The sequence below is a fragment of the Mesorhizobium sp. P2_E7 genome (genome assembly GCF_056403855.1).
In genome coordinates this window covers 1,842,537-1,865,609 of sequence record NZ_JBFUER010000001.1, presented here as the reverse complement: position 1 = coordinate 1,865,609, position 23,073 = coordinate 1,842,537, and the positions used below count along the sequence as shown (strand labels likewise).

Here is a 23,073-nt window from a genome sequence, read left to right as displayed (position 1 = left end):
GACCCCCTCTGTCGCCTTCGGCGACATCTCCCCCTCAAGGGGGGTGATTTTCCCATGAAAGTCCTCGTCCTCTATGCACATCCGGTGGAGACCAGCTTCAATGCCGGCATGCACCGGACGATCGTCGAGCGGCTGACGGCGGCCGGCCATGACGTCGACGACTGCGATCTCTATGCCGAGGATTTCGATCCCAGGCTGACGCGCGGGGAGAGGCTGGACTATCACAACCAGCGCAGCCCCGCGGACCCGGCCGCACCCTATGTCGAGCGTCTGCTCAAGGCCGAGGCGCTGGTGCTGTCCTACCCCGTCTGGAATTATGGCTTTCCGGCCATCCTGAAAGGCTTTTTCGACCGCGTCTTCCTGCCCGGAGTGTCGTTCAAGCTGGTCGACGGCCAGGCGCAGCCATCGCTGCACAACATCCGTAAACTGGCGGCCGTCACCACCTATGGCGGCGGCCGGTTTCGCGCCATGCTGATGGGCGATCCGCCACGCCGGCTGGTGAAGCGCATGCTGCGCGCGACGATCAAGCCCGGCGCTTCCGTGTCCTACCTCGCGCATTATTCGATGAACCTGTCGACCGACGAGACGCGGGCGGCCTTCCTCGCCAGGGTCGCGGCCAGGATGGATCAATTCTGATGCGCGTGCTGGTGGTCTACTGCCATCCGGTGCCCGAAAGTTTTTGCGCCGCTATTCGCGACACGGCTGTCGATGTGCTTCAGGCGCGAGGCTGGGAGGTGCGCCTGCTCGACCTCTATGCGGAAAAATTCGATCCGGTGATGGGAAGCGACGAGCGGCGCGCCTACAATGAGCGTGCGCCGGAGGATCCGGCGCTGAAACCGCATTTCGAGCATCTCGCCTGGGCTGAGGCGATTCTCTTCATCTATCCGACCTGGTGGTACGGGCTGCCGGCGATGCTGAAGGGATGGCTCGACCGGGTGTGGGCGACCGATGTCGCCTTCAAGCTGGGAAAGGGGCGGATCATCTCGCTGATGACGCATGTCACCAAGGTCGGCGTCATCACCACCTGCGGCGCACCGACCTGGTGGAGCGTTGTCGTCGGCCAGCCAGGCCGCAAGACGCTTTTGCGCGGCATGCGCGCGCTGTGCGCTCGCCGCTGCCGGACGTTTTTCCTGGCGCATTACCTGATGGATGCCTCGACGCCAAAGAGCCGGGCGGCGTTTCTCACGAAAGTTCGCAGGAAGCTGGAGCGGTTTTGAGTGGCACGACTTCCCTTCTCCCCTTGTGGGAGAAGGTGTCGCCGAAGGCGACGGATGAGGGGTGTTCCAGGGAACGCCAACGTCTCACTCCGCTGGAAAACCCCTCAACCGTCTCGGCGCTGCGCGCCGATCCACCTTCTCCCACAAGGGGAGAAGGACAGGGCGGCGCTACATTTTCGTCCGTTCCGCCTTCGGATCATACATAGGCTTCAGCGATGCTTCCGCCGCAAAGCGCTCGCCGGCGATCTCGATCTCGTAGGTTGAGGAAAGCACGTCCGCCTCGCTCTCGCCCTGACAGGGCACATAACCCAACCCAATTGCGCCGCCGAGATGATGGCCGTAATTGCCCGAAGTGATCGGGCCGACGATCTTACCGTCGCGCAGGATCGCCTCATTGTGGAAGAGCAGGGGCTCAGGGTCTTTCAGGCGGAACTGGACCAGCCTGCGTGAAAGGCCGGCTTCCTTTTTCCTCAGCACGGCATCACGGCCAATGAACTCGCCTTTTCCGGTCTTCACCGCGAAACCGAGGCCGGCCTCCAGCACATTGTCCTCGTCGGTGATGTCGTGGCCGAAATGGCGGAAGGCTTTTTCGATGCGGCAGGAATCCAGCGTATGCAGACCGCAGAGTTTCAGGCCGACATCCGCGCCGGCCTCGTCGATCGCCTCGAAGACATGCGCCGCCTGGTCGGTCGAGACATAGAGCTCCCAGCCGAGTTCGCCAACATAGGTGACGCGGTGCGCGCGGGCGAGGCCCATGCCGATCTCGATCTCCTGGAACGTGCCGAACGGATTGTTCTCATTGGAGAAATCGTTGGGGCTGACCTTCTGGATCAGCTTCCGCGCATCCGGACCCATCAGGCAGAGCACGCTTTCAGCCGCTGTCACGTCGGTGATGACGACGAATTCTTCGCCGACGTGCCGGCGCAGCCAGGCAAGGTCGCGCTGCAGCGTCGCGCCGGGAACGACGAGGAAATACGCTGTTTCCGACAGCCGCGACACGGTGAGGTCGCTCTCGATGCCGCCGCGCTGGTTGAGCATCTGCGTGTAGACGATCTTGCCGGGCGCCACGTCCATGTCGTTGGCGCAGAGCTTTTGCAGGAACGCACAGGCATCGCGACCCTCGACCCGGATCTTGCCGAACGAGGTCATGTCGAACAGGCCGACCTTGTTGCGGACGGCAAGGTGTTCCTCGCGCTGGTTGCCGAACCAGTTCTGCCGCTTCCAGGAATAGCGGTATTCGCGCTCCTGTCCCTCACGGGCGAACCAGTTGGCGCGCTCCCAACCGGCGACTTCGCCGAACACGGCGCCGCGCGCCTTCAGGTGCTCATGCAAAGGCGAACGCCTGACATTCCTCGACGTCGCCATCTGCCGGTAGGGAAAATGGTCGGCATAGAGCAGGCCGAGCGTTTCGGAGACGCGCTCCTTGAGATAGCGGCGGTTCTTCTGGAACGGCTGGGCGCGGCGGATGTCGACTTCCCAGAGGTCGAAAGGCGCTTCGCCATCGTTGATCCACTGCGCCAGCGCCATGCCGGCGCCGCCGGACGACACGATGCCGATCGAGTTGTAGCCGGTCGCCATCCAATAACCCCGCAGTTCCGGCGCTTCGCCGAGATAGTAGCGGTCGTCCGGAGTAAAGCTTTCGGGGCCGTTGAAGAAGGTGTGAATGCCTGCAGTCGCCAGCATCGGCATGCGGTTGACACCCATTTCGAGGATTGGTTCGAAATGCTCCATGTCCTCGGGCAGCTGGTCGAAGCAGAAATCCTCGCGGATGCCGTCCATGCCCCAGGGTTTTGCCACCGGCTCGAAAGCACCGAGCATCATCTTGCCGGCGTCTTCCTTGTAATAGGCGCACTCATCGGGCACGCGCAGCACCGGCAGACGGCCGAGACCGGCGATTGGCTCGGTGACGAGATAGAAGTGCTCGCATGCATGTAGCGGGATGGTGACGCCGTTCTGGGCACCGAGTTCACGCGCCCACATGCCGGCGCAGTTGACGACGATGTCGGCCTCGATGGTGCCCTGGTCTTCGCCTTGGGCCCACGACACGCCGGTGACGCGGCCGGCTTTGGTGTGGACCTTGGTGACCTTCACATTTTCGACAATGGTGGCGCCGCGCTGGCGCGCGCCCTTGGCCAGCGCCATGGCGATGTTGGCGGGGTCGCACTGGCCGTCGAGTGGCAGGTGGACTGCGCCGACGACATCGGAGACGTTGAGATGCGGATACATCTCACTGACTTCTTTGGGTGAAATCTCGCGCACATCGACATCGAAGGCGCGGGCGAGTGACGCCTGCCGGTAGATCTCGTGCTTGCGCTCCTCGGTCAGCGCCACGGTGATCGAGCCGACCTGGCGCATGCCGGTGCCGACTTCGGTTTCGGCCTCCAGCTTGACGTAGAGGTCGGCCGAATATTTCGCCAAGCGCGTCATGTTCTGCGAGCCGCGCAACTGCCCGATCAGGCCGGCGGCGTGCCAGGTCGTGCCCGAGGTCAGCTGCTTGCGTTCGAGCAGCACGACGTCTGTCCAGCCGAGCTTGGCCAGATGATAGGCGACCGAGCAGCCGGAGACGCCGCCGCCGATGATCACGGCGCGGGCTTTGGTTGGAATCGTCTTGGTCATGCAGCCTCGCGGCGATAGCTGGATGCAAAACGGCGCAAGCGCTGCGCGGCTTCCTGAAGCACCGGCTCCGGTTGGCATAGGCTGATCCGGATATGGCCGGCGGCAGCATGGCCGAAGCTCGAGCCCGGCATGACGCCGACATTCTCCTTGTCGAGAAAGGCCCAGGCGAATTTCTCGTCGTCGGGCTCGACGGCCGAGATGTCGAGCATGACATACATGCCGCCCTCGGAGCCGTGCACGGTGACATTGTTCATGCCGCGCACGGCGTCGAGCAGGACTGTGCGGCGCGCCGCATAGCGCTCGGCGATCTCCTTGACGCCGTAGCGGTTCTCCAGCGCCTCGGCACAGGCGATCGAGATGAAGGCTGGCAGGCCGTAGGTCGTCACCAGATTGAGGTTGGTCAAAAGCGTGATCATCTCAGCCGGGCCGGTCAGCCAGCCCATGCGCCAGCCGGTCATGCCGTGGCTCTTGGACATCGAGTTGATGACCAGCGTGCGCTCGGCCATGCCGGGCAGGCCGCGCGGCGAGATGTGCTCGCCGCCGCCTAGCGTCCAGTAGACCTCGTCTGACAGCAGCCAGAGGTCGTGCTCGCGGCAGATTGCGGCCAGTTCTTCCAGCCGCTCGCGCGAATAGACGGCACCGGTTGGGTTGTTCGGCGTGTTGATCAATATGGCGCGGGTGTTGGGCTTCAGTGCCGCGCGGATCCTGTCGGCGCGCGGCTGGAAGCCGTCCTCGGCCGGCGTCTCGACCACGGTGAAACTGGCGCCCGCGGCGCTGAACGTGTTGGGGTAGGTGGCATAGTAAGGCGCCACCACGATGGCGTGGTCGCCCTGGTCGAGCACGGCCTGTACGGCAGCATAAAGGGCTGCCTGGCCGCCCGGCGTGGCGATGACCTGGTCAGGTGTCGTCTCGATGCCGGTGCAAGCGGTCGAGGCCGCCGCCATCGCCCTGCGCAGGCGCGGAACGCCGGAAAGCGGAGTGTAATGGTGGTTGCTGCCGCGCACCGCGGTCACGCAGGCCTCGATCGTCTGCGACGGCGTATCGAAATCATGGTCGCCGACCGACAGCATGATGATGTCCTGGCCGGCCTCCTTGCGAGCCCAGGCCTCGGTATGGACCTCCCAGCCATCCTTGCCCGAAGGCACGATGCCGGAAATGCGCTTTGACGGTCTGGGCATCATTGAACTCCCGAAATCTGGTAGCCGGCCCGTTCGAGCCGGTCACGCAAGGCAGCGATGTGGGCAGGGCCGACTTCGCAGCATCCGCCGACGATGGTGGCGCCGGCCTCGACCCAGCCGAGCGCCTGGTCGGCATAGGCATCAGGACCAAGGTCGTGGCGGGCGTGCAGCACATCGACGGTGCCGCCGTGCTTGAGCGCTTCGGTAGAGGTGAAGCCATTGGCATAGGCGCCGACCGGGCCGCCGAGATCGATCAGTTCGGGCAGTGCCGCGGCGATCGCTTCGGGACGACAGCAATTGACCAGCCGTGCTGCGAGCTGCAGGCCGTCGAGTGCACGGGAAGCCGTGGCGATCGCTTCGCCGCTGCGCAGGCGCGGGGTACCGTGGTCGGCCAGCGTCCATGACACCCAGACCGGCTTGCCGCTTTCCGATGCCGCCGTGACGGCCGCGCGCGCCTCATCGGCGGAGGCCATGGTTTCGCACAGAAAGAGATCGACGCCGTCCGCCTGTTCGGCAACGATGCGACGGTAGATGTCGAGTGTGTCCTGATAGGAAATGGTCAGTGCCGGCGCATAGCTGCCGAACAGCGGCGACAGGCAGCCGGCGATGGTTGCCTCTCCGGCTTGCTCGCAAGCTTGCCTTGCGAGCTCGATGCCGCGCTTCTGCAGCGGCTTGAAAAGCTCTTCCGCGCCCTCGCGCGCCAGTCGCTCAGGCGTCGCGGAATAGGTGTTGATGGTGATGACGCGGGCGCCGGCACGGATGAATTCCGCATGCAGGTCGCGCACCAGATCCGGCTCGTCGATCAGCACCCTGGCAGACCACAGCGGCGTCGGCTCGGATTTGCTGCGGCGGACCAGCTCCTGGCCCATGCCGCCATCGGTGAGGATAACAGTCTTCACGCCCGCAGCCTCTCATTCTTCGGATCCCACAGCGGCTCGTCCTTCTGCACGACCGCCTTGAAACGGTCGCCGAAGATTTCGATCTCGATGGCGGTGTCGGGTTCAGCCAGATCGGCGCGCAGCATGCCGAGGGCGATGGATTTGTCGATGCGATGACCCCAACCGCCCGAGGTCGTCTCGCCAACGATCTTGCCGTCATGCCATAGTGTCGACACCGAGGGCGCGTCGCAATCGCCGGGGTTTTCGACCACCAGGGTGACGAAGCGCTTCCTCACGCCTTGCTGCTTTTCGTTCTGCAGGGCTGCCTTGCCGCGGAAGTCGGGCTTGTCCCATTTGACGAAGCGCTCGAGCCCGCCCTGCAGGACCGTATAGTCGGTCGACAGGTCGCCCTTCCAGGTCCGGTAGCCTTTTTCGAGGCGCAGCGAATCCAGCGCATACATGCCGAACGGTTTCAGACCGTGTTTTTGTCCCGCCGCCCAGACGGCGTCGAAGATGGCGGCGGTGTCTCCCACCTTGGTGTGGATTTCCCAGCCGAGTTCGCCGGCGAAGGATACCCGCACCAGCTTCGCCCAGCGGCCGGCGATGGTGGTTTCCTGATGCGTCAGCCAGGGCAGCGAGAGATCCGCGCCACAGACCTCGGCCAGGAGCTTGCGCGAATTGGGACCGGCGAGGATTTGCGTCGAATAGTCTTCGGTCCTGTCGGTGAGGGTGAAAGCTGCGTCCTTCGGCATGCGCGACTTCAGCCATTCGCAATCGTGCCACTGCGCTACCGCCGCGGTGATCAGAGTCATCTGCTCTTCGCCATGGCGCACCACCGACATCTCGGTGACGATGCGACCCTTGTCGTCGGCGAAGTAGACGAGGCCGATGCGGCCGGGCTTGGGCACCAGGCCGGTGACCTGCAGCGCCAGCCATTCGCCTGCGCCAGGGCCTTCGAGGTTGAAGCGCGAGAAGCCGGGCAGGTCCAGAATGCCGGCGGCATCGCGCACCGCCAGGCATTCTTCGCGCACGCGGTGCTGCCATGGTCCTTCGCGGCGGAAGGTGAGCGTCGCTTCTTCCGACGTGTCGTCGCCGTCCTTCGCGTACCAGGTAGCGCGCTCCCAGCCATTGTAAGCGTCGAACTGGGCGCCGAGCGCCTTGATGCGATCGTGGATCGGCGACAGCTTGCGGTCGCGCCCCGCGGGCCAGGCATGGCGCGGGAACTGAATGGCGTATTCGTTGCCGTAGATCTCCATGCCTTTGGAGACGCTGTAGTCTTGTGCGGCGGCAAAGCTGGTGAAGCGGCGCGGATCGCAGGACCACATGTCCCATTCGGTCTGGCCTTCGGTGATCCATTCGGCCAGCACCTTGCCGGCGCCACCGCCTTGCGCGATGCCGAAAGTGAAGACGCAGGCCTCGAAAGCATTGGGAACGCCGGGCATCGGACCGATCAGCGGATTGCCGTCCGGCGCGTAGGGGATCGGTCCGTTGATGACCTTGGACAGGCCTGCGGTCCCGAGGATCGGCACGCGGGCGACGGCGTCGGCCAGATAATGTTCGAGACGGTCGAGATCATCGGGGAACAGCTGGAAGGAAAAATCCTCCGGCATCGGATCGTTGTGGGTCGCCCAATGCGCGCGGCAATTGCGCTCATAGGGGCCGAGATTCATGCCGTTCTTTTCCTGGCGCAGATAGTAGGACGTGTCGACGTCGCGCAGCAGCGGCAGTTTCTTGCCCTGTTCCTTCGACCAGGCCATCAGTTCGGGGATTTCCTCGAACAAAATATATTGATGGCTCATCACCATCATCGGCACGTCGCGGCCGAACATTTTGCCGACTTCGGCGGCTCGGTAGCCGGCGGCGTTGACGACGATCTCGCAGCGGATTTCGCCTTGCGATGTCTCTACAACCCATTCGTCGTTCTCGCGCCGAACACCCGTGACCGGGCAGAAGCGGACGATTTTCGCGCCCATGTCGCGCGCGCCCTTGGCCAGCGCCTGGGTCAGCTGCGCCGGGTCGATGTCGCCGTCGCTCGGGTCGTAGAGCGCGCCCTTGAGATCATGCGTCTCGATGAAGGGGTAGCGGCGCTTGATCTCGTCTGGGCCGACAATGTCGATGTCCATGCCCTGGTAGCGGCCCATCCCCTTGGCGCGCTGGAATTCCTGCATGCGCTCCTTGGAGTGGGCAAGCCGCAGAGAGCCGGTGACGTGATAGTTCATGGGGTAGTCGACAGCGTCGGCGAGGCCGCGATAGAGCTCGGTCGAATAGCGCTGCATGTTCATCAGCGACCAGGAGGACGAGAAGGTCGGCACGTTGCCGGCGGCATGCCAGGTCGAGCCCGATGTCAGCTCGTTCTTTTCAAGCAGCACGCAGTCGGTCCAGCCCGCCTTGCACAAATGGTAGAGCGAGGAGGTGCCGACGACACCGCCTCCGATGATCACCACGCGTGCCGTGGTCGGCAAACCGGCCATGTTCTTCTCCCAAACCTGAAGCGCGTTGCGCTTCTACTTTTTGTTTGATGCATGTCGCTGTCCCAAAACCGCTGCACACTTTTGGGCGACATGCATTCAATATACGGGCGGGGAAACCACCCAGATGACCACGGCCGGCTCGCTGCCGGGATTGCGCCAGCGGTACGGCTTGCGCTCGAAGCGGAAGGAATCGCCTTCGCCGAGCCGATGCCAGACGCCGGCGATCTCGATCTCGAAAATACCCGAAGCGATATAGCCGGCTTCCTCGGTCGGTCGCAGCTGTTCGGTCTTCAGCTCCGCGCCCGGCGCGAAGATCGAACGCACCATCTCGAAACTACCGCCGAGATCGGGTGACAGAAGCTCCTCCACCAAGCCAGTTTCGCTTGTGCCAAGCGTGCGCCGGCTGCCGGCGCGCACAATCACGCCGCGTTCCTTCTCGATAGGCACGTCGTGGCTGAAGAACAGGCTGAGTGGCACGCCGAACAGGTCGGCGAAGGCCCTGAGGTCGCCCAGCGAAGGGATCGACAGGCCGCGCTCGACCTGGCTGACCCAGCCGACGGAGCGGCCGAGGTTCAGCGCGATCTCGGCCAGCGTCAGCCCGCGCGCTTTGCGCAGCGCACGGATGTCGCTCGCCAGCAGGCGCTCGTCAGGTCCCTGCAATGTTTTGGCGATAGCTGGGGGCAAAACGCTCACTGGATGAAAATTCTGGAGTGAATTTCATGAGACCCCACGTGCGTGAAAAAATCAAGGGGATTTTCATGAGGCCACAAGATTTGCTTGCGCGATTTTGACGGTTCATGCAAAGGCTCGGGCCACGAACGGCTGATCTGGGGGCGCCGGGTCGGCGACCAAGGTTTGGAATCTGCGCAAGGTCTTCTCTGAACGCCGTTTCGGCCTTCCGGGTATGCGCAAAGGGACGGCCCATGCTGGAAAAAAACGCCCAAATCGCGCAGGACGCGGCTGTTGTCGACGAGGCGATCCTGTCGCGTCGTTCGGTGCGTGCCTTCCTGCCCGACATGGTCGATGACGAGACGATCCGCGCCATTCTCTCCGTCGCCGCGCGCGCGCCTTCCGGCACCAACATGCAGCCCTGGCGGGTTTATGTGGTCAAGGGCGAGATCAAGCAGCAGATTACCGATGCCATTCTCAATTCCGGAATTCGCGCCGAGAAAGCCGATTGGGACGAGTATCGCTATTATCCCACCCAGTTCTTCGAACCCTATCTCACGCGCAGGCGCGCCAATGGTTTCGGGCTCTACGGGGCGCTCGGCATCGGCCGCCGCGAGGTCGACAAGATGCGCGCCCAGCACGACCGCAACTTCGTCTTCTTCGATGCGCCGGTCGGCATGATCTTCACCATCGACCGGCGGCTGAACCAGGGCTCGTGGATCGACTACGGCATGTTCCTGCAGAACATCATGGTCGCGGCGCGGGGCAGGGGCCTGCACACCTGCCCACAGGCAGCCTTTGCGCCCTATCACCGGCAGATAAGGCCGGTGCTCAACATTCCCGACGAGGAAATCGTCGTCTGTGGCATGGCACTCGGTCATGAAGACACCTCCAAGCCCGAAAACGACTTCCGCACCGACCGCGTGCCGCTGGAAGAGTGGGTGACGTTCAGCGAATAGGGCGAGCCTTAGCTCGCCGGTACTATTCCACGGTCATTTGCGCGCCGTGGCCGCTGACATGGGCGCCGTCCTGCGGCGTCAGCTTGAGATAGGCGATCAGTGCGCACAGCGTGATGACGCCCTCGACCACGAACAGGATGCGGAAGTCGTTGGTCACGGCAGGCCCACCGCCGGCCAGGAACGACAGCAGTGCTGCCGCCAGGCCGACGCTGATTGCCACCGCCAGCTGCCAGAGAATGTAATAGAGGGCACTGAAGCGGGCGAGCTGGTCGGGCGCGATGTCGGAATAGGCGAGATTGCCGGTCGATGCCCACTGCGCCGAGCGCAGGACACCGAAGGCGAAGATATAGGCAAGCACGATCCAGACGGGTGTGGTCGCCTCTATCACGGCGAAGCCCGCAACCATGGCGGCGACAATCGGCGTGTTGACGACCAGCACACGGCGAAAGCCGAAGCGGTTGAGCAGCCGCGGCATAAAAACACGCATGGTCAGCGAGCCGATCGCGGCCACGAAGGTCAGCGAGCCCGCCTGCACCGCGCTCATGCCGAAGCCGAGCTGGAACATCAGCGGCAGCAGGAAGACGACGGAGCTCAGGCCGATCGTGTCCAGCCCGCCGCCGGTGAGGAAGGAGATGCGGAAGGTGCGGATGCGCAGCAGTTTCAGGTCCAGCAAGGGGTTGCGGGCACGCAGGCAGTAGAAGGAGGCAACCGTCAGGATGACGATCGCCAACGCCAACTCGGCCGCGATCATGCTGCTGCTCGCGTCTTTCGCGGCAAGCGAATCCATGCCGAAGACCAGCAGCACCATGCCGCTGCCGACCAGCAGGAAGCCCGGAAAATCGAACGGTGTGCGCACCGGTTTGGTAACCGTCGGAAACAGCGACGCGGCAAGAACGGCCGCCGCCAGCGCAAACGGTACGTTGATGAAGAAGATCCAGCGCCACGAAATGTAGGTGGTCAGCGCGCCGCCGACGAGCGGGCCGACCAGCGGTCCTGACTGGCCGGCGAGCGAGATGTACATGTTGATCTTCAGCGTGCGGCTGCGCGGGAACGTCGACAGGATGACGACCTGACCCAGCGTCCCCATCAGCGCGCCGCCGAACCCTTGCAGCGCCCGGGCGCCGACGAGCGTCCAGATGTCGTTGGACAGCCCGCAGAGCGCCGATGACGCCGCAAACACCAGCAAGGCAAAGCAGTAGACGTTGCGCAGGCCGAAGCGGTCGGCGGCCCAGCCGCCGAGCGGCATCGAGATGATCAGGCTGGCGACATAGACGGTAATCAGCAGGCCGAGCTGGCTCGGCGGGCGGCCGAGGCTTTCACTGATGCCGGGCAGGGCGGTGACCACGACATTCTGGTCGAGGCTGGTCATGAACACGCCGCAGGCGACCGTCAGCGGCAGCAAGAGCAAGGCTCTGGCCGACACATCGGCGCGATCCGTGGCGCCGGCGGATAGTTCTGCAGTCATGGGGATGTTCGAACCAAACGACGATGCCGACTCTGAGACGGGATCTTTTTGACCCCTTGGACCGGTTGGACGGCCACTTGTTCCATCATGGGCGTCTGCAGCAGGATTCTCTAGCGGCAGAACCGGTCGGCGTTGATGCCAGAAGTCGAGGGGAAACGGCCATTTTGCCGCTTCGCTTATTGTACTTCGTAGCCGACTTCCTCGCTTGCATGGCAAAGCGCCTTCCAGAACGAGCGGGCAAAGGAGCGGAAGACATAGATGTCGAACTGATCGGCGCGGGTGCGCTGGATCTGGGCGAAGACGTCGTGATGGGTGGTCGAGCGGCCGGCACCGACGGGGAAGGCGGGCAGTGCGAAGTCGATGGCGAAGAATTTCGCCAGCACCCATTCGGCCTTCGGCCCGGCGATGCGGATCGCAGTGCGGCCATGAGACAGGTCGGTCACCGTGCCGATGGCCGGGGTGACAGCCTTGGCAAAGGCCGAAGCCAGACCCTCGGCTTCATCGACGACCGTGAACTTTCCCGGCGCAAAGCCGAATACCGCCTTGCCGTCCTTGGCCAGACCGCTGCCTGCGCCGTCGGGCAGAGCGAGGCCGGTGACGCTGCGGATCGCCTCGATCAGTTGCTTTTCCGCGCCCGGCCATGCGGCAAGCTGCAGGATCGAGCCCGGCCTTGTCTCGGTCAGGATGACATCGACGCCATGCTCGAAATTGCCGTGTGAACCCGGATGAAACACCGGTTCGAGCGGCGAGAGGCGCTCAGGTCGTTGGCTTTCACGTGATTGGCGCTCAGCCATGCATGCGGCTCCCGTCCGGGTCGTAGAAATGGTTGGAGACGATCTCGACCGGTCCGAACCGCTTGCGCAGCGGATCGGAGACGAACGCGCGGCTGCCGTGGCGCGCCTTGCCGCCCTCGACCAGGGCCAGCGCGATATGCTTGCCCAGCGCCGGCGAATAGCAGCAGGCGGTGATGTGGCCGAGCGAATCGTGCGGATTGGCCTCGTCAAGCTCCGCCACGATATGGGCGCCGCCGTTGAGCGGAAGGTTGTCGAGCGAGACCAGGCCGACCAGTTGCAGCCGGTCGGGCGCGATCAGGCCTTCGCGATCCATCATCGCCGAGCCGATGAAAGGCTTCTTCTTCGACAGCATCCAGTCGAGATGCAGGTCGCGCGCCGTGGTGCGGCCGTCGATCTCGGCGCCGGTAACATGGCCCTTCTCGATGCGCATCGTGCCCAGCGCCTCCAGCCCGTAGGTGACCAGGCCGAACGGCTTGCCGGCTTCGACCAGCGCTTCCCAGACATGGGTGCCGTGGCCGGCGCCGGAATAGACCTCGAAGGCCATCTCGCCGGAGAAGGACAGCCGGCAAATCATCACCGGCACGCCGGCAATCTGGCCATGCACAATGCCCATGAAGGGCAGGGCTGTGTTGTCGACAGCGGTGCCGGTGACGCAAGCGGCGAGGATGGCGCGCGCCTTCGGCCCGCCGATGGCCGCGCCCGCCCATTCGTCGGTCACTGATGTGACGTGCACCTTCAGCTCCGGCCAGATGACGTCGAGGAAATATTCCAGATGCTGCATCACCTTGCCGGCGTTCGCCGTGGTGGTGGTCATCAGGAAATCCTGTTCGCCAAGCCGCCAGGTGGTACCGTCGTCGAAGGCCAGCCCATCCTCGCGCAGCATCAGGCCGTAACGAGCCTTGCCGACGGCGAGGGTGGAAAACATGTTGGTGTAGACGCGGTCGAGGAACTCAGCCGCGTCAGGACCCTGCACGGCGATCTTGCCCAGGGTCGAGACGTCGACGATGCCGGCACTTTCGCGCGTCGCCTTGGCCTCGCGGACATAGGCCTGCTCGACCGTCTCGCCTGAAAGCCCGTAGATCATTGGTCGGAACCAGAGGCCGGCCGAATACATGGTCGCGCCATTGGCGAGGTGCCAGTCATGCATCGGCGTCAGCCGCTCGGGCTTCAAATCGCCGAAACGTTCGGCGGCGAGCGAGCCGATCGACACCGCCGAATAGGGCGGGCGGAAACGCGTCGTGCCGACTTCGGGGATCGGCTTGCCCAGCGCCTCGGCCATGATGGCGAGGCCCGGCACGTTGGAATTCTTGCCCTGGTCGGTCGCCATGCCGAGCGTGGTGTAGCGCTTCAGGTGCTCGACCGAGACAAAGCCTTCGCGATGCGCCAGCCGCACGTCTTCGGCCGTCACATCATGCTGGAAGTCGACAAAGCTTTTGCCTTTCGCCTTGATCTCGAACACCGGCGCCGGATCGGGGCTGCCGGGCGCTGCCTCGACGTCCGGCAAGGCTGCAGGCGCGGTCGCGCCGCCTGCCGCCGACAGGCCGGCCGCGCGACCTTCGGCGATGGCTTCGACCGTGGAAAAGCTACCGTTGAACGCGCCGGCGCCGACCCAGCGCTGTTGTGTCGGCTTCGGCGGCAGGAAGGCCTGGCGGGCAGGGTTCCATTCGGCACTCGCGCCGGCCTGGCTGGCGAGGTGGATGGTCGGCGACCAGCCGCCCGACATCAGCAGGCAATCGGCGTGGATGCTGCGGGCGTCGCCGCTGAGCAAGCCAGAGTTCATGTCGAAGCGCTGCACCTTGAGGCCGGAGAGCGCCTTGCCACCCTCGGTGGCGACCACGGCATGGCCGGAGAGAATTTCGGCTTCGGCCTCGGTGGCGAGGCTGCGCATCTCGGCCGACAGTTCGGGGCGCACATCGACGATGGCGACAATGGCCGCGCCGGCTTTCTTCAGCGCCAGCGCCGAGCGATAGGCGCTGTCATTGTTGGTGAACAGCGCGATCCTGTCGCCGGGCAGCACGCCATAGTCATTGGCATAGCGCTCGGCCGCATGCGCCAGCATGACGCCCGGCCGGTCATTGCCGGGGAACACCAGCGGCCGTTCGAAAGAGCCGGTGGCCAGCACCACGGTTTTGGCGCGGATCGCCCAGTAGCGATGGCGCGGTTCGCCCTTGCCAGGCGTTTCCTTGTGGTCGGTGACGCGCTCGAGTGCGGCCAGCGTGTTGCCGTCATAATAGCCCCACACCGTGGTGCGCGGCAAAAGGCGCACCGTGTCATGGCCTTCGAGCTGGCTGACGGTGCGCGCCGCCCAGTCGGCGGCCGGCGCGCCGTCGATGGTCTCGCCGGACCAGTTGGCCGAGCCGCCGAAACGCGGCTCCAACTCGGCCAGGATAACGCGTGCGCCCTGGTCGGCAGCCGTCTTTGCGGCCGACAGGCCGGCCGGGCCGGAGCCGACCACCAGCACGTCGCAAAACGCATTCATGCGCTCGTAGCGCGAGGTGTCGGCGGCAATGCCGGCCTTGCCGAGACCGGCGGCGCGGCGAATGAAATGCTCGCAGAACATCCAGAAGCGGGTGCCTTTCAGCGGGCCGAAGACCGGACCCATGAAGGTCTTGTAGTAGAAGCCGGCGGCCAGGAGCTTGCCGCCGAGCTGGTTGACGGCGTTGACGTCCCAGGCGAGCGAGGGAAAGCGGTTCTGGCTGACGGCCACCAGCCCGTCATAGATCTCGACCATGGTCGCCGCGACATTGGGCTCGCGCACGTCGCCGCGCAGCACCGTCACCAGCGCGTTCGGCTCCTCGACACCGGCGGAGAGCACGCCGCGCGGACGGTGGTACTTGAACGAACGGCCGAACAACGTGACGCCGTTGGCAAGCAGCGCTGAGGCCAGCGTGTCGCCGGCATGGCCGGTGTAGGGCGTGCCGTCGAAGGTAAAGCGGATGGTGCGCAGCCGGTCGATGCGGCCGCCGGTCTCGATGCGGCGCGGGCTCACGACTTGCCCCCCGCCTTGTGCCGGGCGGCGGCGTTGTGGTCGCCGTGCGCGAAACCGGTGCTGGAAATCTCGTGCGTGACCGTGTTGCGCACCATTCTCAGATGGGTGCGACAACCGCCGGAGTGCTGCCAGATCTCATTGTGGTCGCCGGCCGGGTTCAGCCGGTCGTAGACATAGGCGTTCCAGGCGTCGAGGTCCTGCGAATTGGGCTGCGGGCGCTCGCGGTTGCCATCACCCTGGTAGGTGAACTCGATGACGTCGCGCGGGCCGCAATAGGGGCAGGTGATAAGCATTCGTTTGAACCCTAATGCAGCCGGGGCGTTGCGCCCTGGCCCTTGTCGTCGATGACGAGACCACGGTGGAAGCGGTCGAGCGTAAAAGGCGCGTTGAAGTCGTGCGGTTCGTCCTTGGCGATGGTGTAGGCAAAGCACCAACCCGAGGCCGGGGTCGCCTTGAAGCCGCCATAGCACCAGCCGCAGTTGAGATACATGCCCGGCAGCGGCCCGGTGGTGATGATCGGCGAACCGTCCATCGACATGTCGCAGACGCCGCCCCAGGAGCGCAGCATGCGCACACGGGCAAGGCCGGGAAACAGCGCCAGCATCTCGCTCATCACCTCGTCGACGATCGGCAGATTGCCGCGCTGGGCGTAGCTGTTGTAGCCGTCGATGTCGCCGCCATAGACGAGGCCGCCCTTGTCGGACTGCGACATATAGAAATGGCCCATACCGAAGGTCAGGACCGTGTCGATGAAGGGTTTCAGCGATTCGGTGACGAAGGCCTGCAGCACATGGCTCTCGATCGGCATTCTGTCGACGCCTGCAAGCTGCATCACCCGTCCGGTGCTGCCGGCCACAGCGACCGCAACCTTCTTGCCGCGAATTTCGCCGCGCGTCGTCTGCACGCCGGTGATGCGGTCGCCGTCGCGAAGGAAGCCGGTGACCTCGCAATTCTCGATGATGTCGACGCCGCGGCGGTCGGCGCCGCGCGCATATCCCCAGGCGACCGCGTCATGGCGGGCGGTGCCGGCGCGCGGCTGCATCAGGCCGCCGACGATGGGAAAGCGCGCCGAAGCCGAAACGTCCAGCGCCGGCACCAGCCGCTTGATCTCGGCGGTGCTCATCAGCTCGGCGTCGACGCCGAGATGGCGCATGGCGTTGCCGCGCCGTGCGTAGTCGTCGAACTGGGCCGGCGTATGGGCCAGGTTCAGGCAGCCGCGCTGCGAGAACATGACGTTGTAGTTGAGGTCGTGCGACAGGTTCTCCCACATCTTCATCGAATGTTCGTAGAAGCGGGTGTTGGAGGGCAGCAGGTAGTTGGAGCGCACCGCTGTGGTATTGCGGCCGACATTGCCGGAGCCCAGCCAGCCCTTCTCCAGCACAGCGACATTGGTGATGCCGTGTTCCTTGGCCAGATAGTAGGCCGTCGACAGGCCATGGCCGCCGCCGCCGATGATGATGACATCATAGGAAGCCTTGGGGTCGGGCTTGCGCCAGGCCGGCTTCCAGTCCTGGTTTCCCTTGAGCGCGTTCGTGAGAAGCGAAAGGGCTGAATATTCCGCCATTCTTCATGCCATCCTTGATGCGATGCGGCAGACTATAGAGCAGGCGGCGGGTGCAAAGCCAAGATTGCGCCATGGCTTTTCGACTGGCCGACTCCGGCAAGGCCGGCAACCGCCATGACCTGGCCATGACTTGCCCCTTGGGATGAGCGTCTTTATCAAGGATCGCTTTAGAAGCGGCCTTTGCCGCGCGATTGAGTCGCTAGCATTATGTTTTTTCGCCTGCTCCGTCTGCTCCTGATCCTAGCGCTGGTCGTGTCCGCGCCGTCTGTCGGCGCGTTGGCCCAGGCGCTCGGCCAGGGTGCTGCCGGATTGGTCACCGACCAGCAGAAGGTCATCCAGGGCCTGACCGCCAAGACCGACGATCTCGAGAAGAAATTACAGCAGGACGGCCAGGACGATGCCTCCCTCGTCGATATCCGCCTGCAGCTGGAGGATCTGTCGCGGGCGGCGCTGACCAGTGCGCTGGCGTTCCGTTCGCGGCTCACCGATATCAACAACCGCATCGAGGTGCTGGGTCCGCCGCCGGCGGCGGGCCAGCCGCAGGAGCCCGACATCGTGACCGGCGAGCGCCAGGCGCTGGCATCGGAAAAGGCCGAGATCAACGCGGTCGTCGCCAGCGCTCAGAACCTGTCGATCCGCATCAGCGGGCTGATCGACAAGATCGGCAACATGCGCAGCGAGCAGTTCCGCAGCTTTTTGACCAAGCGCTACACACTGTCCGAAGCGCTGAGCTCGCAGGTGTTCTCCGACGCAAGGGACGAATACGCCAACCTTTTCAGGGCGGTATCGTCGTGGCTGAGCTTTGCCTTCAAGTTCAAGTTCCAGGCGATGCTTGCCGCGACGTTCATGTCGCTGGGGCTGGCGGCAGTGCTTCTCGTCGGGGGACGCCGTCTGTTCGGGCGCATCTTCGAAGCCGATCCGTCGGTCGAGGATCCGACTTATCTCAGCCGCCTGTCCGTGGCGTTCTGGTCGACCTTGCTGCCGACGCTGGCGGTCTGCGCCTTCCTCGTTTCGACTGTCTTTCTGTACAATTATTACAATGTCCTGCGCGGTGACATCGGCGTCTTCCTCAACGCGCTGGCTGCCGTCATCGCGGTGGTGTTCTGCGTCAATCGCCTGACCAATGCCGCGCTGGAGCCACGGATGCCGAACTGGCGCCTGATCCAGGTCGAGACCGGCCCGGCGCGCTGGCTGGTGCGGCTGACGACGGCCATGGCGGTCGTCATCGGCGTCAATAACTTCCTGTCGATCGTCAACGACAAGATGGGTTCGCCATTGTCGCTGACGATCGCCAGAAGTTTTGTCGCCACCGTCATCGTCGGCGTCATCCTGATCCTGATGGCGTTGCTGAGGCCGTATAAGAGAGCCGACGGAAGCTGGCGCCCGTGGCCGGCCTGGCTGCGCTACACATCCGTGGCGCTGGGCCTATCCACCATTACGGCGGCGCTGTTCGGTTATATCGGCCTTGCAATCTTCGTCTCGCTGCAGGTCGTGGTCACCGGCACTATCCTGGTCACCGCCTATATAGGCTTCCTGTCGGCGCGCGAGATCGGCGAGGAGGGTGGTTTCGCCGGCACCTCGATCGGGCGCTGGCTGTCGACCAATGCCGGCTACGAGGATACCGCGCTCGACCAGCTCGGGCTGGTGGTCAGCGTCGCCATCAACCTGATGATCGTGCTGGTGTTCCTGCCGCTGATCCTGTTCATGTGGGGGTTCCAGCCCGGCGACATCCAGGCCTGGGCCTATAAGCTGGCGACAGGCATCACCATCGGCTCGGTGACGATTTCGGTCACCGGCATCCTCACCGGCATCGTCGTCTTCATCATCGGCTATTTCCTGACCCGCTGGTTCCAGGGTTGGCTCGACGGCTCCGTGATGGCGCGCGGCAAGGTCGATACCGGCGTGCGTAATTCGATCCGGCTGGCGGTCGGCTATGCCGGCGTCGCCGTTGCCGGCCTCGTCGGCATCTCGGCGGCGGGTATCGATCTCTCCAACCTGGCGCTGGTTGCCGGCGCACTTTCGCTGGGTATCGGTTTTGGCTTGCAGAATGTCGTCTCCAACTTCGTGTCCGGCCTGATCCTGCTTGCCGAGCGGCCGTTCAAGGTCGGTGACTGGATCGTCGCGGGCGAGACCTCAGGCACGGTCAAGAAGATCAGTGTGCGCGCCACCGAGATCGAGACCTTCCAGCGGCAGTCGGTGATCCTGCCCAACTCGAACCTGATCAACAACGCGGTCGGCAACTGGACGCACCGCAACAAGCTTGGGCGTGTGGAGATCAAGGTCGGCGTCGCTTATGGCAGCGACGTCAAGCGGGTGCACGCAATCCTCTTGGATATCGCACGCAGCCATCCGCTGGTGCTGAAGAACCCGGAACCGTTCGTGCTGTTCACCAATTTCGGGCCGGCAGCACTCGAGTTCGAGATCCGCGTGTTTCTTGCCGATGTGCTGAACGGGGCCATCGTGCAGAACGATATTCGCTTTGCCGTGCTCGATGCGTTTCAGGCCGAGCACATCGAAATCCCCTCGACGCCGCGCGCCGAGGTCAAGGTCAAGCAGACCGAGGCATGGCCGCTCGACGACGACAAGATCGAAGTCGAATTCGCCGAGAAGGAGCAGGCGGAGGCCGAAGCGGCGGCCGAGAAGGCGCGCCTGGCCAAATCGGGCCGTAAGGCGCGAAAGCCCGATCCCAGCTAGGCGCATTGATATTCAGGTGAGGCCGGCCTGCAAATGGCCAATACCTGCGCTTCCGGTGCTCACGTACTTTAAGTACGCTCCGCTCCGGTTCTCGGTATCAACCATTTTCGACTCGGCCTGACCTGAATCTCAAGGCGCCTTGGCGCTTGGCGAAACCAATTGCGGCATGAATGCGGCATTCAGTTGCGGTTCAGCTTGCATCTCATATAAGCTCACATGCAAAGGCGATAATGCCTTGCGAAATGCAACAGAGGCGGTGTGGAAACACCGATATTGCAAAATGTGGAAGTCGCTCGTCGTCGCCATCGCTTTTACCGCAGCGAGTGGCTCGGCCTTTGCCGCCAGCGCGGTCAACAAGGACGCTGAGACCCGTACGCTGATCGTGACGGAAGGCGGCGGCAAGACGGAGCTGGCGCTGGCCGCCGGCGAGACCGTGGAATTCTGCCCTAACGGCTGTTTCGTCACCTTGCCCAATGGTGACCTCGAGGCCCTGACCGGCTCGGAAACGGTCGAAATTTCGGGTGGCGTCGCCCGCATCAAGTAACATTGGCGGGTAGCTCTTGTAGAGGCCGGGCAATGCCCGGCCTTTTATTGTTCGTGGTAGCAATTGCTTAACAATGACGCGGGAAATATCATCGTGTCTACCGGCTGCAACCAGGCGTTTTAACGTTCACTATGCCGTTCCGCCGCTATACCCTTGTGAAGACGCCGAAACACGGCGCGACGGGTTTATGAGCAGGACAGGACAGACATGGATGCGCGGTCGGACAAGAACGCAATCCCGCTTGCGGTCGACCTCGACGGGACGCTGATTGCGACCGACCTTCTGTGGGAAGGTCTGTTCATCCTTCTCAAGAAGAATCCGCTCTATATCTTCCTGGTTCCGTTCTGGCTGGTCGCCGGCCCGGCGCAGCTGAAGCAAGCCATTGCCGACCGCATCGACATCGATCCGGCCTCGCTGCCCTATCGCGAAGCACTGCTGCAGCGCATGCGCGCCGAGCATGCCGACGGTCGCAAGATCGTGCTGGCGACAGGTACGCCACGCAAGTTCGCCGAGGCGATCGCCGCCCATCTGGGCATCTTCGACTATGTGCTGGCGACCGACGGTCCGCACAACATGACCTCGGGCCGCAAGCGTGACGCGCTCACTGCCGCCTATGGCGATGGCGGTTTCGACTATGCCGGCAACAGCCGTCACGATCTCAAGGTTTTCGAAGCCGCGCGCGATGCCATCGTCGTGGCGCCCGACCGCCATGCGAAGCGCTGGCAGGCCGCCAATAGCGCCGAAGTGCTGCCGGCGCCGAAAAGGACATTGAAGACATTCGTCAGGATGCTGCGGGTGCATCAGTGGCTGAAGAATTCGCTGATCGCGGTGCCGATGGTGCTGTCGCACGAATACTTCAACACCAACATGATCTGGCAATGTCTGCTGGCGTTCGTCTCCTTCAGTGCGGTGGCTTCGGCCATCTACATCCTCAACGATTTCTTTGACCTTGCGCTCGACCGCAAGCACCCGACCAAATGTAACCGGCCATTCGCCAGCGGCGCGCTGTCGATCCCCTTCGGCCTCGGCGCAATGGCCGTGCTGTTGGCGATCGGCATTGCCGCCGGGCTGCTGCTGCCGATCGAGTTCCTGGGCGTGCTCGCCGGCTACATTGTGGTGACGACGGCCTATTCGCTGTCGTTCAAGCGCATGCTTCTGGTCGACGTGCTGACGCTGGCCGGCCTCTACACGGTGCGCGTGCTGGCGGGCGCTGCGGCGACCGGCGTCGAGGTCTCGTTCTGGCTGCTCGCCTTCTCGATTTTCTTCTTCCTGTCGCTGGCGCTGGTGAAGCGCTATGTCGAACTGCGCACCACAGTCATTCCGGTGGGCGAGCGTATTGCCGGCCGCGGCTACCGCATCGAAGACCAGGAGATCGTCGCCCAGGCAGGCATGGCGTCGGCCTTCTCCTCGGCGCTGGTGCTGGCGCTCTACATGGACAGCGCCGCCGTGCGCGAACTTTATCCGCATCCATGGCTGGTCTGGCCGCTGGCGCCGATCGTGCTGTATTTGACCATGCGCGTCTGGATCCTGGCGCGTCGCGACGAGATGAACGACGATCCGGTCGTCTTCATCATCCGCGACTGGCGCAGCCAGATCATCGTGGCGATCGGCGCAGCACTGCTGGTCGTCGGAGGCTGGTAGGGCATGGCGGGCGAACGGTTCCAGAGTTTCGGCCGCGCCACGCCGGCCGCAAAGCGAACCATCACGGCCAATACGGCTGTCGAGCTGATGAAAGGCGGCAAGGCGAAGGCAAACGGCTTGCTCGCCTATGGCAACGGTCGCTCCTACGGTGATTCCTGCCAGAGCGAGGCGGGTGCGGTTGTCGACATGCGGCCGCTGAACCGTATCGGCGCCTTCAATGCCGAAACCGGCGTGCTCGAAGCGGAAGCCGGCGTGCTCCTATCCGATATCATTGCGTACGCCGCACCCTACGGTTTCTTTCCGGCGGTGGTTCCGGGCACCCAGTTCGTCACCCTTGGCGGCGCGATCGCCAACGACGTTCACGGCAAGAACCATCATCGGCGCGGCACCTTTGGTTGCCATGTCGAATCGCTGACGCTGCTGCGCTCGGACGGGCGGAGCTACACCTGCTCGGCAACCGACAATGCCCGGCTGTTTGCGGCGACGATCGGCGGCATGGGGCTGACCGGCCTGATCCTGTCGGCCTCGATCCGGCTGATGCGGGTGCCTTCGCTCGACATCGTCGAGACGGCGACGCGGTTTGCCGATCTCAGTGAATTCTTCGGACTGGCCGAGGCCGCCGACCAGGCCAATGAATATGCCGTCGCCTGGATCGACCAACTGGCCGGCGGCCATGGCCGCGGGCGCGGCCTGTTGTTGTCGGGCAATCACGCCGAGCATGGCTCGCATGCCGCGTCTCGTGCCGGCTCCCGCCTTTCGGTGCCGGTCCAGCCGCCTTTCAACGTGCTCAACCGGCCGTTCCTGACTGCTTTCAACGCCGCCTACCGGTGGAAGAAAGGGCGCTCATCGGAGCCGCGCCAAACCGGCTATCAGGGCTTCTTCTTTCCGCTGGACGGTGTCGGTGACTGGAACCGGCTCTATGGCCCCAAAGGTCTCTACCAGCACCAGAGCGTGGTGCCGGAACATGCCGCGCGCCAGGCTGTGCCGGCGCTGCTCGACGCGGCCCGGCGGGCAGGGCAGGGCTCCTTCCTCACCGTGCTGAAGCGCTTCGGGTCGATCCGCTCGCCGGCACTGCTCTCCTTTCCGCGGCCGGGCTTCACGCTGACGCTCGATTTCCCCAATCGCGGCGGCAGGACGCTGGCACTGCTTGGCGAACTCGACCGCATCACGGTCGCGGCCGGCGGCGCGGTCAACCCATACAAGGATGCGCGCATGGGGCCTGAGACTTTCGCGGCATCCTTCCCGCAGTGGCAGCGGCTGGAAGCGCTACGCGACCCTGCGTTCATGTCCAGTTTCTGGCTGCGAACAGCGAAAAAGCTCGGCATGAGGCCGGGGCGCGTCGAGGCGGCGGAACAGGTAGAGTTCGAATAGTTTATGGTAAATAGACCGTAAGT

General features: G+C 64.1%; 17 protein-coding genes. 7 read left to right on the top strand and 10 right to left on the bottom strand.

Translation table 11 applies throughout. The features are described 5' to 3' along the window. Positions 1–54 precede the first annotated feature (54 nt). Together AC1DYC_RS09445 and AC1DYC_RS09440 are read left to right on the top strand one after the other, a co-directional pair. Positions 55–636: an NAD(P)H-dependent oxidoreductase gene (locus AC1DYC_RS09445; protein ID WP_477405697.1), complete on the top strand. Its 582-nt coding sequence runs from the start codon at positions 55–57 to the stop codon at positions 634–636. Beyond that, the gene (locus tag AC1DYC_RS09440; protein ID WP_477405695.1) at positions 636–1,217 is read left to right on the top strand and encodes an NAD(P)H-dependent oxidoreductase; all 582 of its coding nucleotides are present in this window, start codon (positions 636–638) and stop codon (positions 1,215–1,217) included. Before AC1DYC_RS09445 ends, AC1DYC_RS09440 begins: the two co-directional genes overlap by 1 nt. A gap of 168 nt (positions 1,218–1,385) precedes the next feature. Here the strand turns inward: AC1DYC_RS09440 and AC1DYC_RS09435 are convergent, their stop codons facing one another. The 5 genes from AC1DYC_RS09435 to AC1DYC_RS09415 all read right to left on the bottom strand — a co-directional run bounded on the left by AC1DYC_RS09435 (position 1,386) and on the right by AC1DYC_RS09415 (position 8,999). Next, positions 1,386–3,833, bottom strand: coding sequence for a GcvT family protein (locus AC1DYC_RS09435; RefSeq protein ID WP_477405693.1), 2,448 nt, complete (start codon positions 3,831–3,833; stop codon positions 1,386–1,388). Next, positions 3,830–5,011 (bottom strand): pyridoxal phosphate-dependent aminotransferase, encoded by a 1,182-nt coding sequence (locus AC1DYC_RS09430; protein WP_477405691.1) that lies wholly within the window; start codon positions 5,009–5,011, stop codon positions 3,830–3,832. The genes AC1DYC_RS09435 and AC1DYC_RS09430 overlap by 4 nt, the downstream gene beginning before the upstream one ends. Beyond that, positions 5,011–5,910, bottom strand: a complete 900-nt coding sequence (locus AC1DYC_RS09425) for a homocysteine S-methyltransferase family protein (protein WP_477405689.1) — start codon at positions 5,908–5,910, stop codon at positions 5,011–5,013. Before AC1DYC_RS09425 ends, AC1DYC_RS09430 begins: the two co-directional genes overlap by 1 nt. Further along, the gene (locus tag AC1DYC_RS09420) at positions 5,907–8,360 is read right to left on the bottom strand and encodes a GcvT family protein (protein ID WP_477405687.1); all 2,454 of its coding nucleotides are present in this window, start codon (positions 8,358–8,360) and stop codon (positions 5,907–5,909) included. The genes AC1DYC_RS09425 and AC1DYC_RS09420 overlap by 4 nt, the downstream gene beginning before the upstream one ends. A 96-nt stretch (positions 8,361–8,456) precedes the next feature. Continuing rightward, entirely contained in the window at positions 8,457–8,999 is a 543-nt protein-coding gene (locus tag AC1DYC_RS09415) for a helix-turn-helix domain-containing protein (protein WP_477408229.1), read from the bottom strand. Positions 9,000–9,283: 284 nt separating this feature from the next. Here AC1DYC_RS09415 and AC1DYC_RS09410 point away from each other — a divergent pair, with 284 nt between their 5' ends. Then, complete coding sequence (locus AC1DYC_RS09410) at positions 9,284–9,988, top strand: nitroreductase (protein ID WP_477405685.1); 705 nt, start codon at positions 9,284–9,286, stop codon at positions 9,986–9,988. Positions 9,989–10,010: 22 nt separating this feature from the next. On the opposite strand, the gene AC1DYC_RS09405 is transcribed toward AC1DYC_RS09410, so the two are convergent. From AC1DYC_RS09405 to AC1DYC_RS09385, 5 genes are all read right to left on the bottom strand, one after another. Continuing rightward, entirely contained in the window at positions 10,011–11,453 is a 1,443-nt protein-coding gene (locus tag AC1DYC_RS09405; protein WP_477405683.1) for an MFS transporter, read from the bottom strand. A 176-nt stretch (positions 11,454–11,629) separates the two neighbouring features. After that, positions 11,630–12,247, bottom strand: coding sequence for a sarcosine oxidase subunit gamma (locus AC1DYC_RS09400; RefSeq protein WP_477405681.1), 618 nt, complete (start codon positions 12,245–12,247; stop codon positions 11,630–11,632). After that, positions 12,240–15,236: a sarcosine oxidase subunit alpha gene (locus tag AC1DYC_RS09395; protein WP_477405679.1), complete on the bottom strand. Its 2,997-nt coding sequence runs from the start codon at positions 15,234–15,236 to the stop codon at positions 12,240–12,242. The genes AC1DYC_RS09400 and AC1DYC_RS09395 overlap by 8 nt, the downstream gene beginning before the upstream one ends. Beyond that, the gene (locus AC1DYC_RS09390) at positions 15,233–15,529 is read right to left on the bottom strand and encodes a sarcosine oxidase subunit delta (RefSeq protein ID WP_477307464.1); all 297 of its coding nucleotides are present in this window, start codon (positions 15,527–15,529) and stop codon (positions 15,233–15,235) included. The genes AC1DYC_RS09395 and AC1DYC_RS09390 overlap by 4 nt, the downstream gene beginning before the upstream one ends. Before the next feature lie 11 nt (positions 15,530–15,540). After that, entirely contained in the window at positions 15,541–16,800 is a 1,260-nt protein-coding gene (locus AC1DYC_RS09385) for a sarcosine oxidase subunit beta (protein ID WP_477280734.1), read from the bottom strand. Positions 16,801–17,007: 207 nt separating this feature from the next. Here AC1DYC_RS09385 and AC1DYC_RS09380 point away from each other — a divergent pair, with 207 nt between their 5' ends. The 4 genes from AC1DYC_RS09380 (at position 17,008) to AC1DYC_RS09365 (ending at position 23,050) form a co-directional block, all read left to right on the top strand. Further along, complete coding sequence (locus tag AC1DYC_RS09380) at positions 17,008–19,494, top strand: mechanosensitive ion channel family protein (RefSeq protein WP_477405677.1); 2,487 nt, start codon at positions 17,008–17,010, stop codon at positions 19,492–19,494. A 280-nt stretch (positions 19,495–19,774) separates the two neighbouring features. After that, a complete protein-coding gene (locus tag AC1DYC_RS09375) occupies positions 19,775–20,038 on the top strand; it encodes a hypothetical protein (RefSeq protein WP_477231363.1) in 264 nt (87 codons plus the stop codon). 207 nt (positions 20,039–20,245) lie between these two features. Beyond that, positions 20,246–21,679, top strand: a complete 1,434-nt coding sequence (locus AC1DYC_RS09370; protein WP_477405675.1) for a UbiA family prenyltransferase — start codon at positions 20,246–20,248, stop codon at positions 21,677–21,679. Between the two features lie 3 nt (positions 21,680–21,682). Continuing rightward, complete coding sequence (locus AC1DYC_RS09365) at positions 21,683–23,050, top strand: FAD-binding oxidoreductase (RefSeq protein ID WP_477405673.1); 1,368 nt, start codon at positions 21,683–21,685, stop codon at positions 23,048–23,050. Positions 23,051–23,073 lie beyond the last annotated feature (23 nt).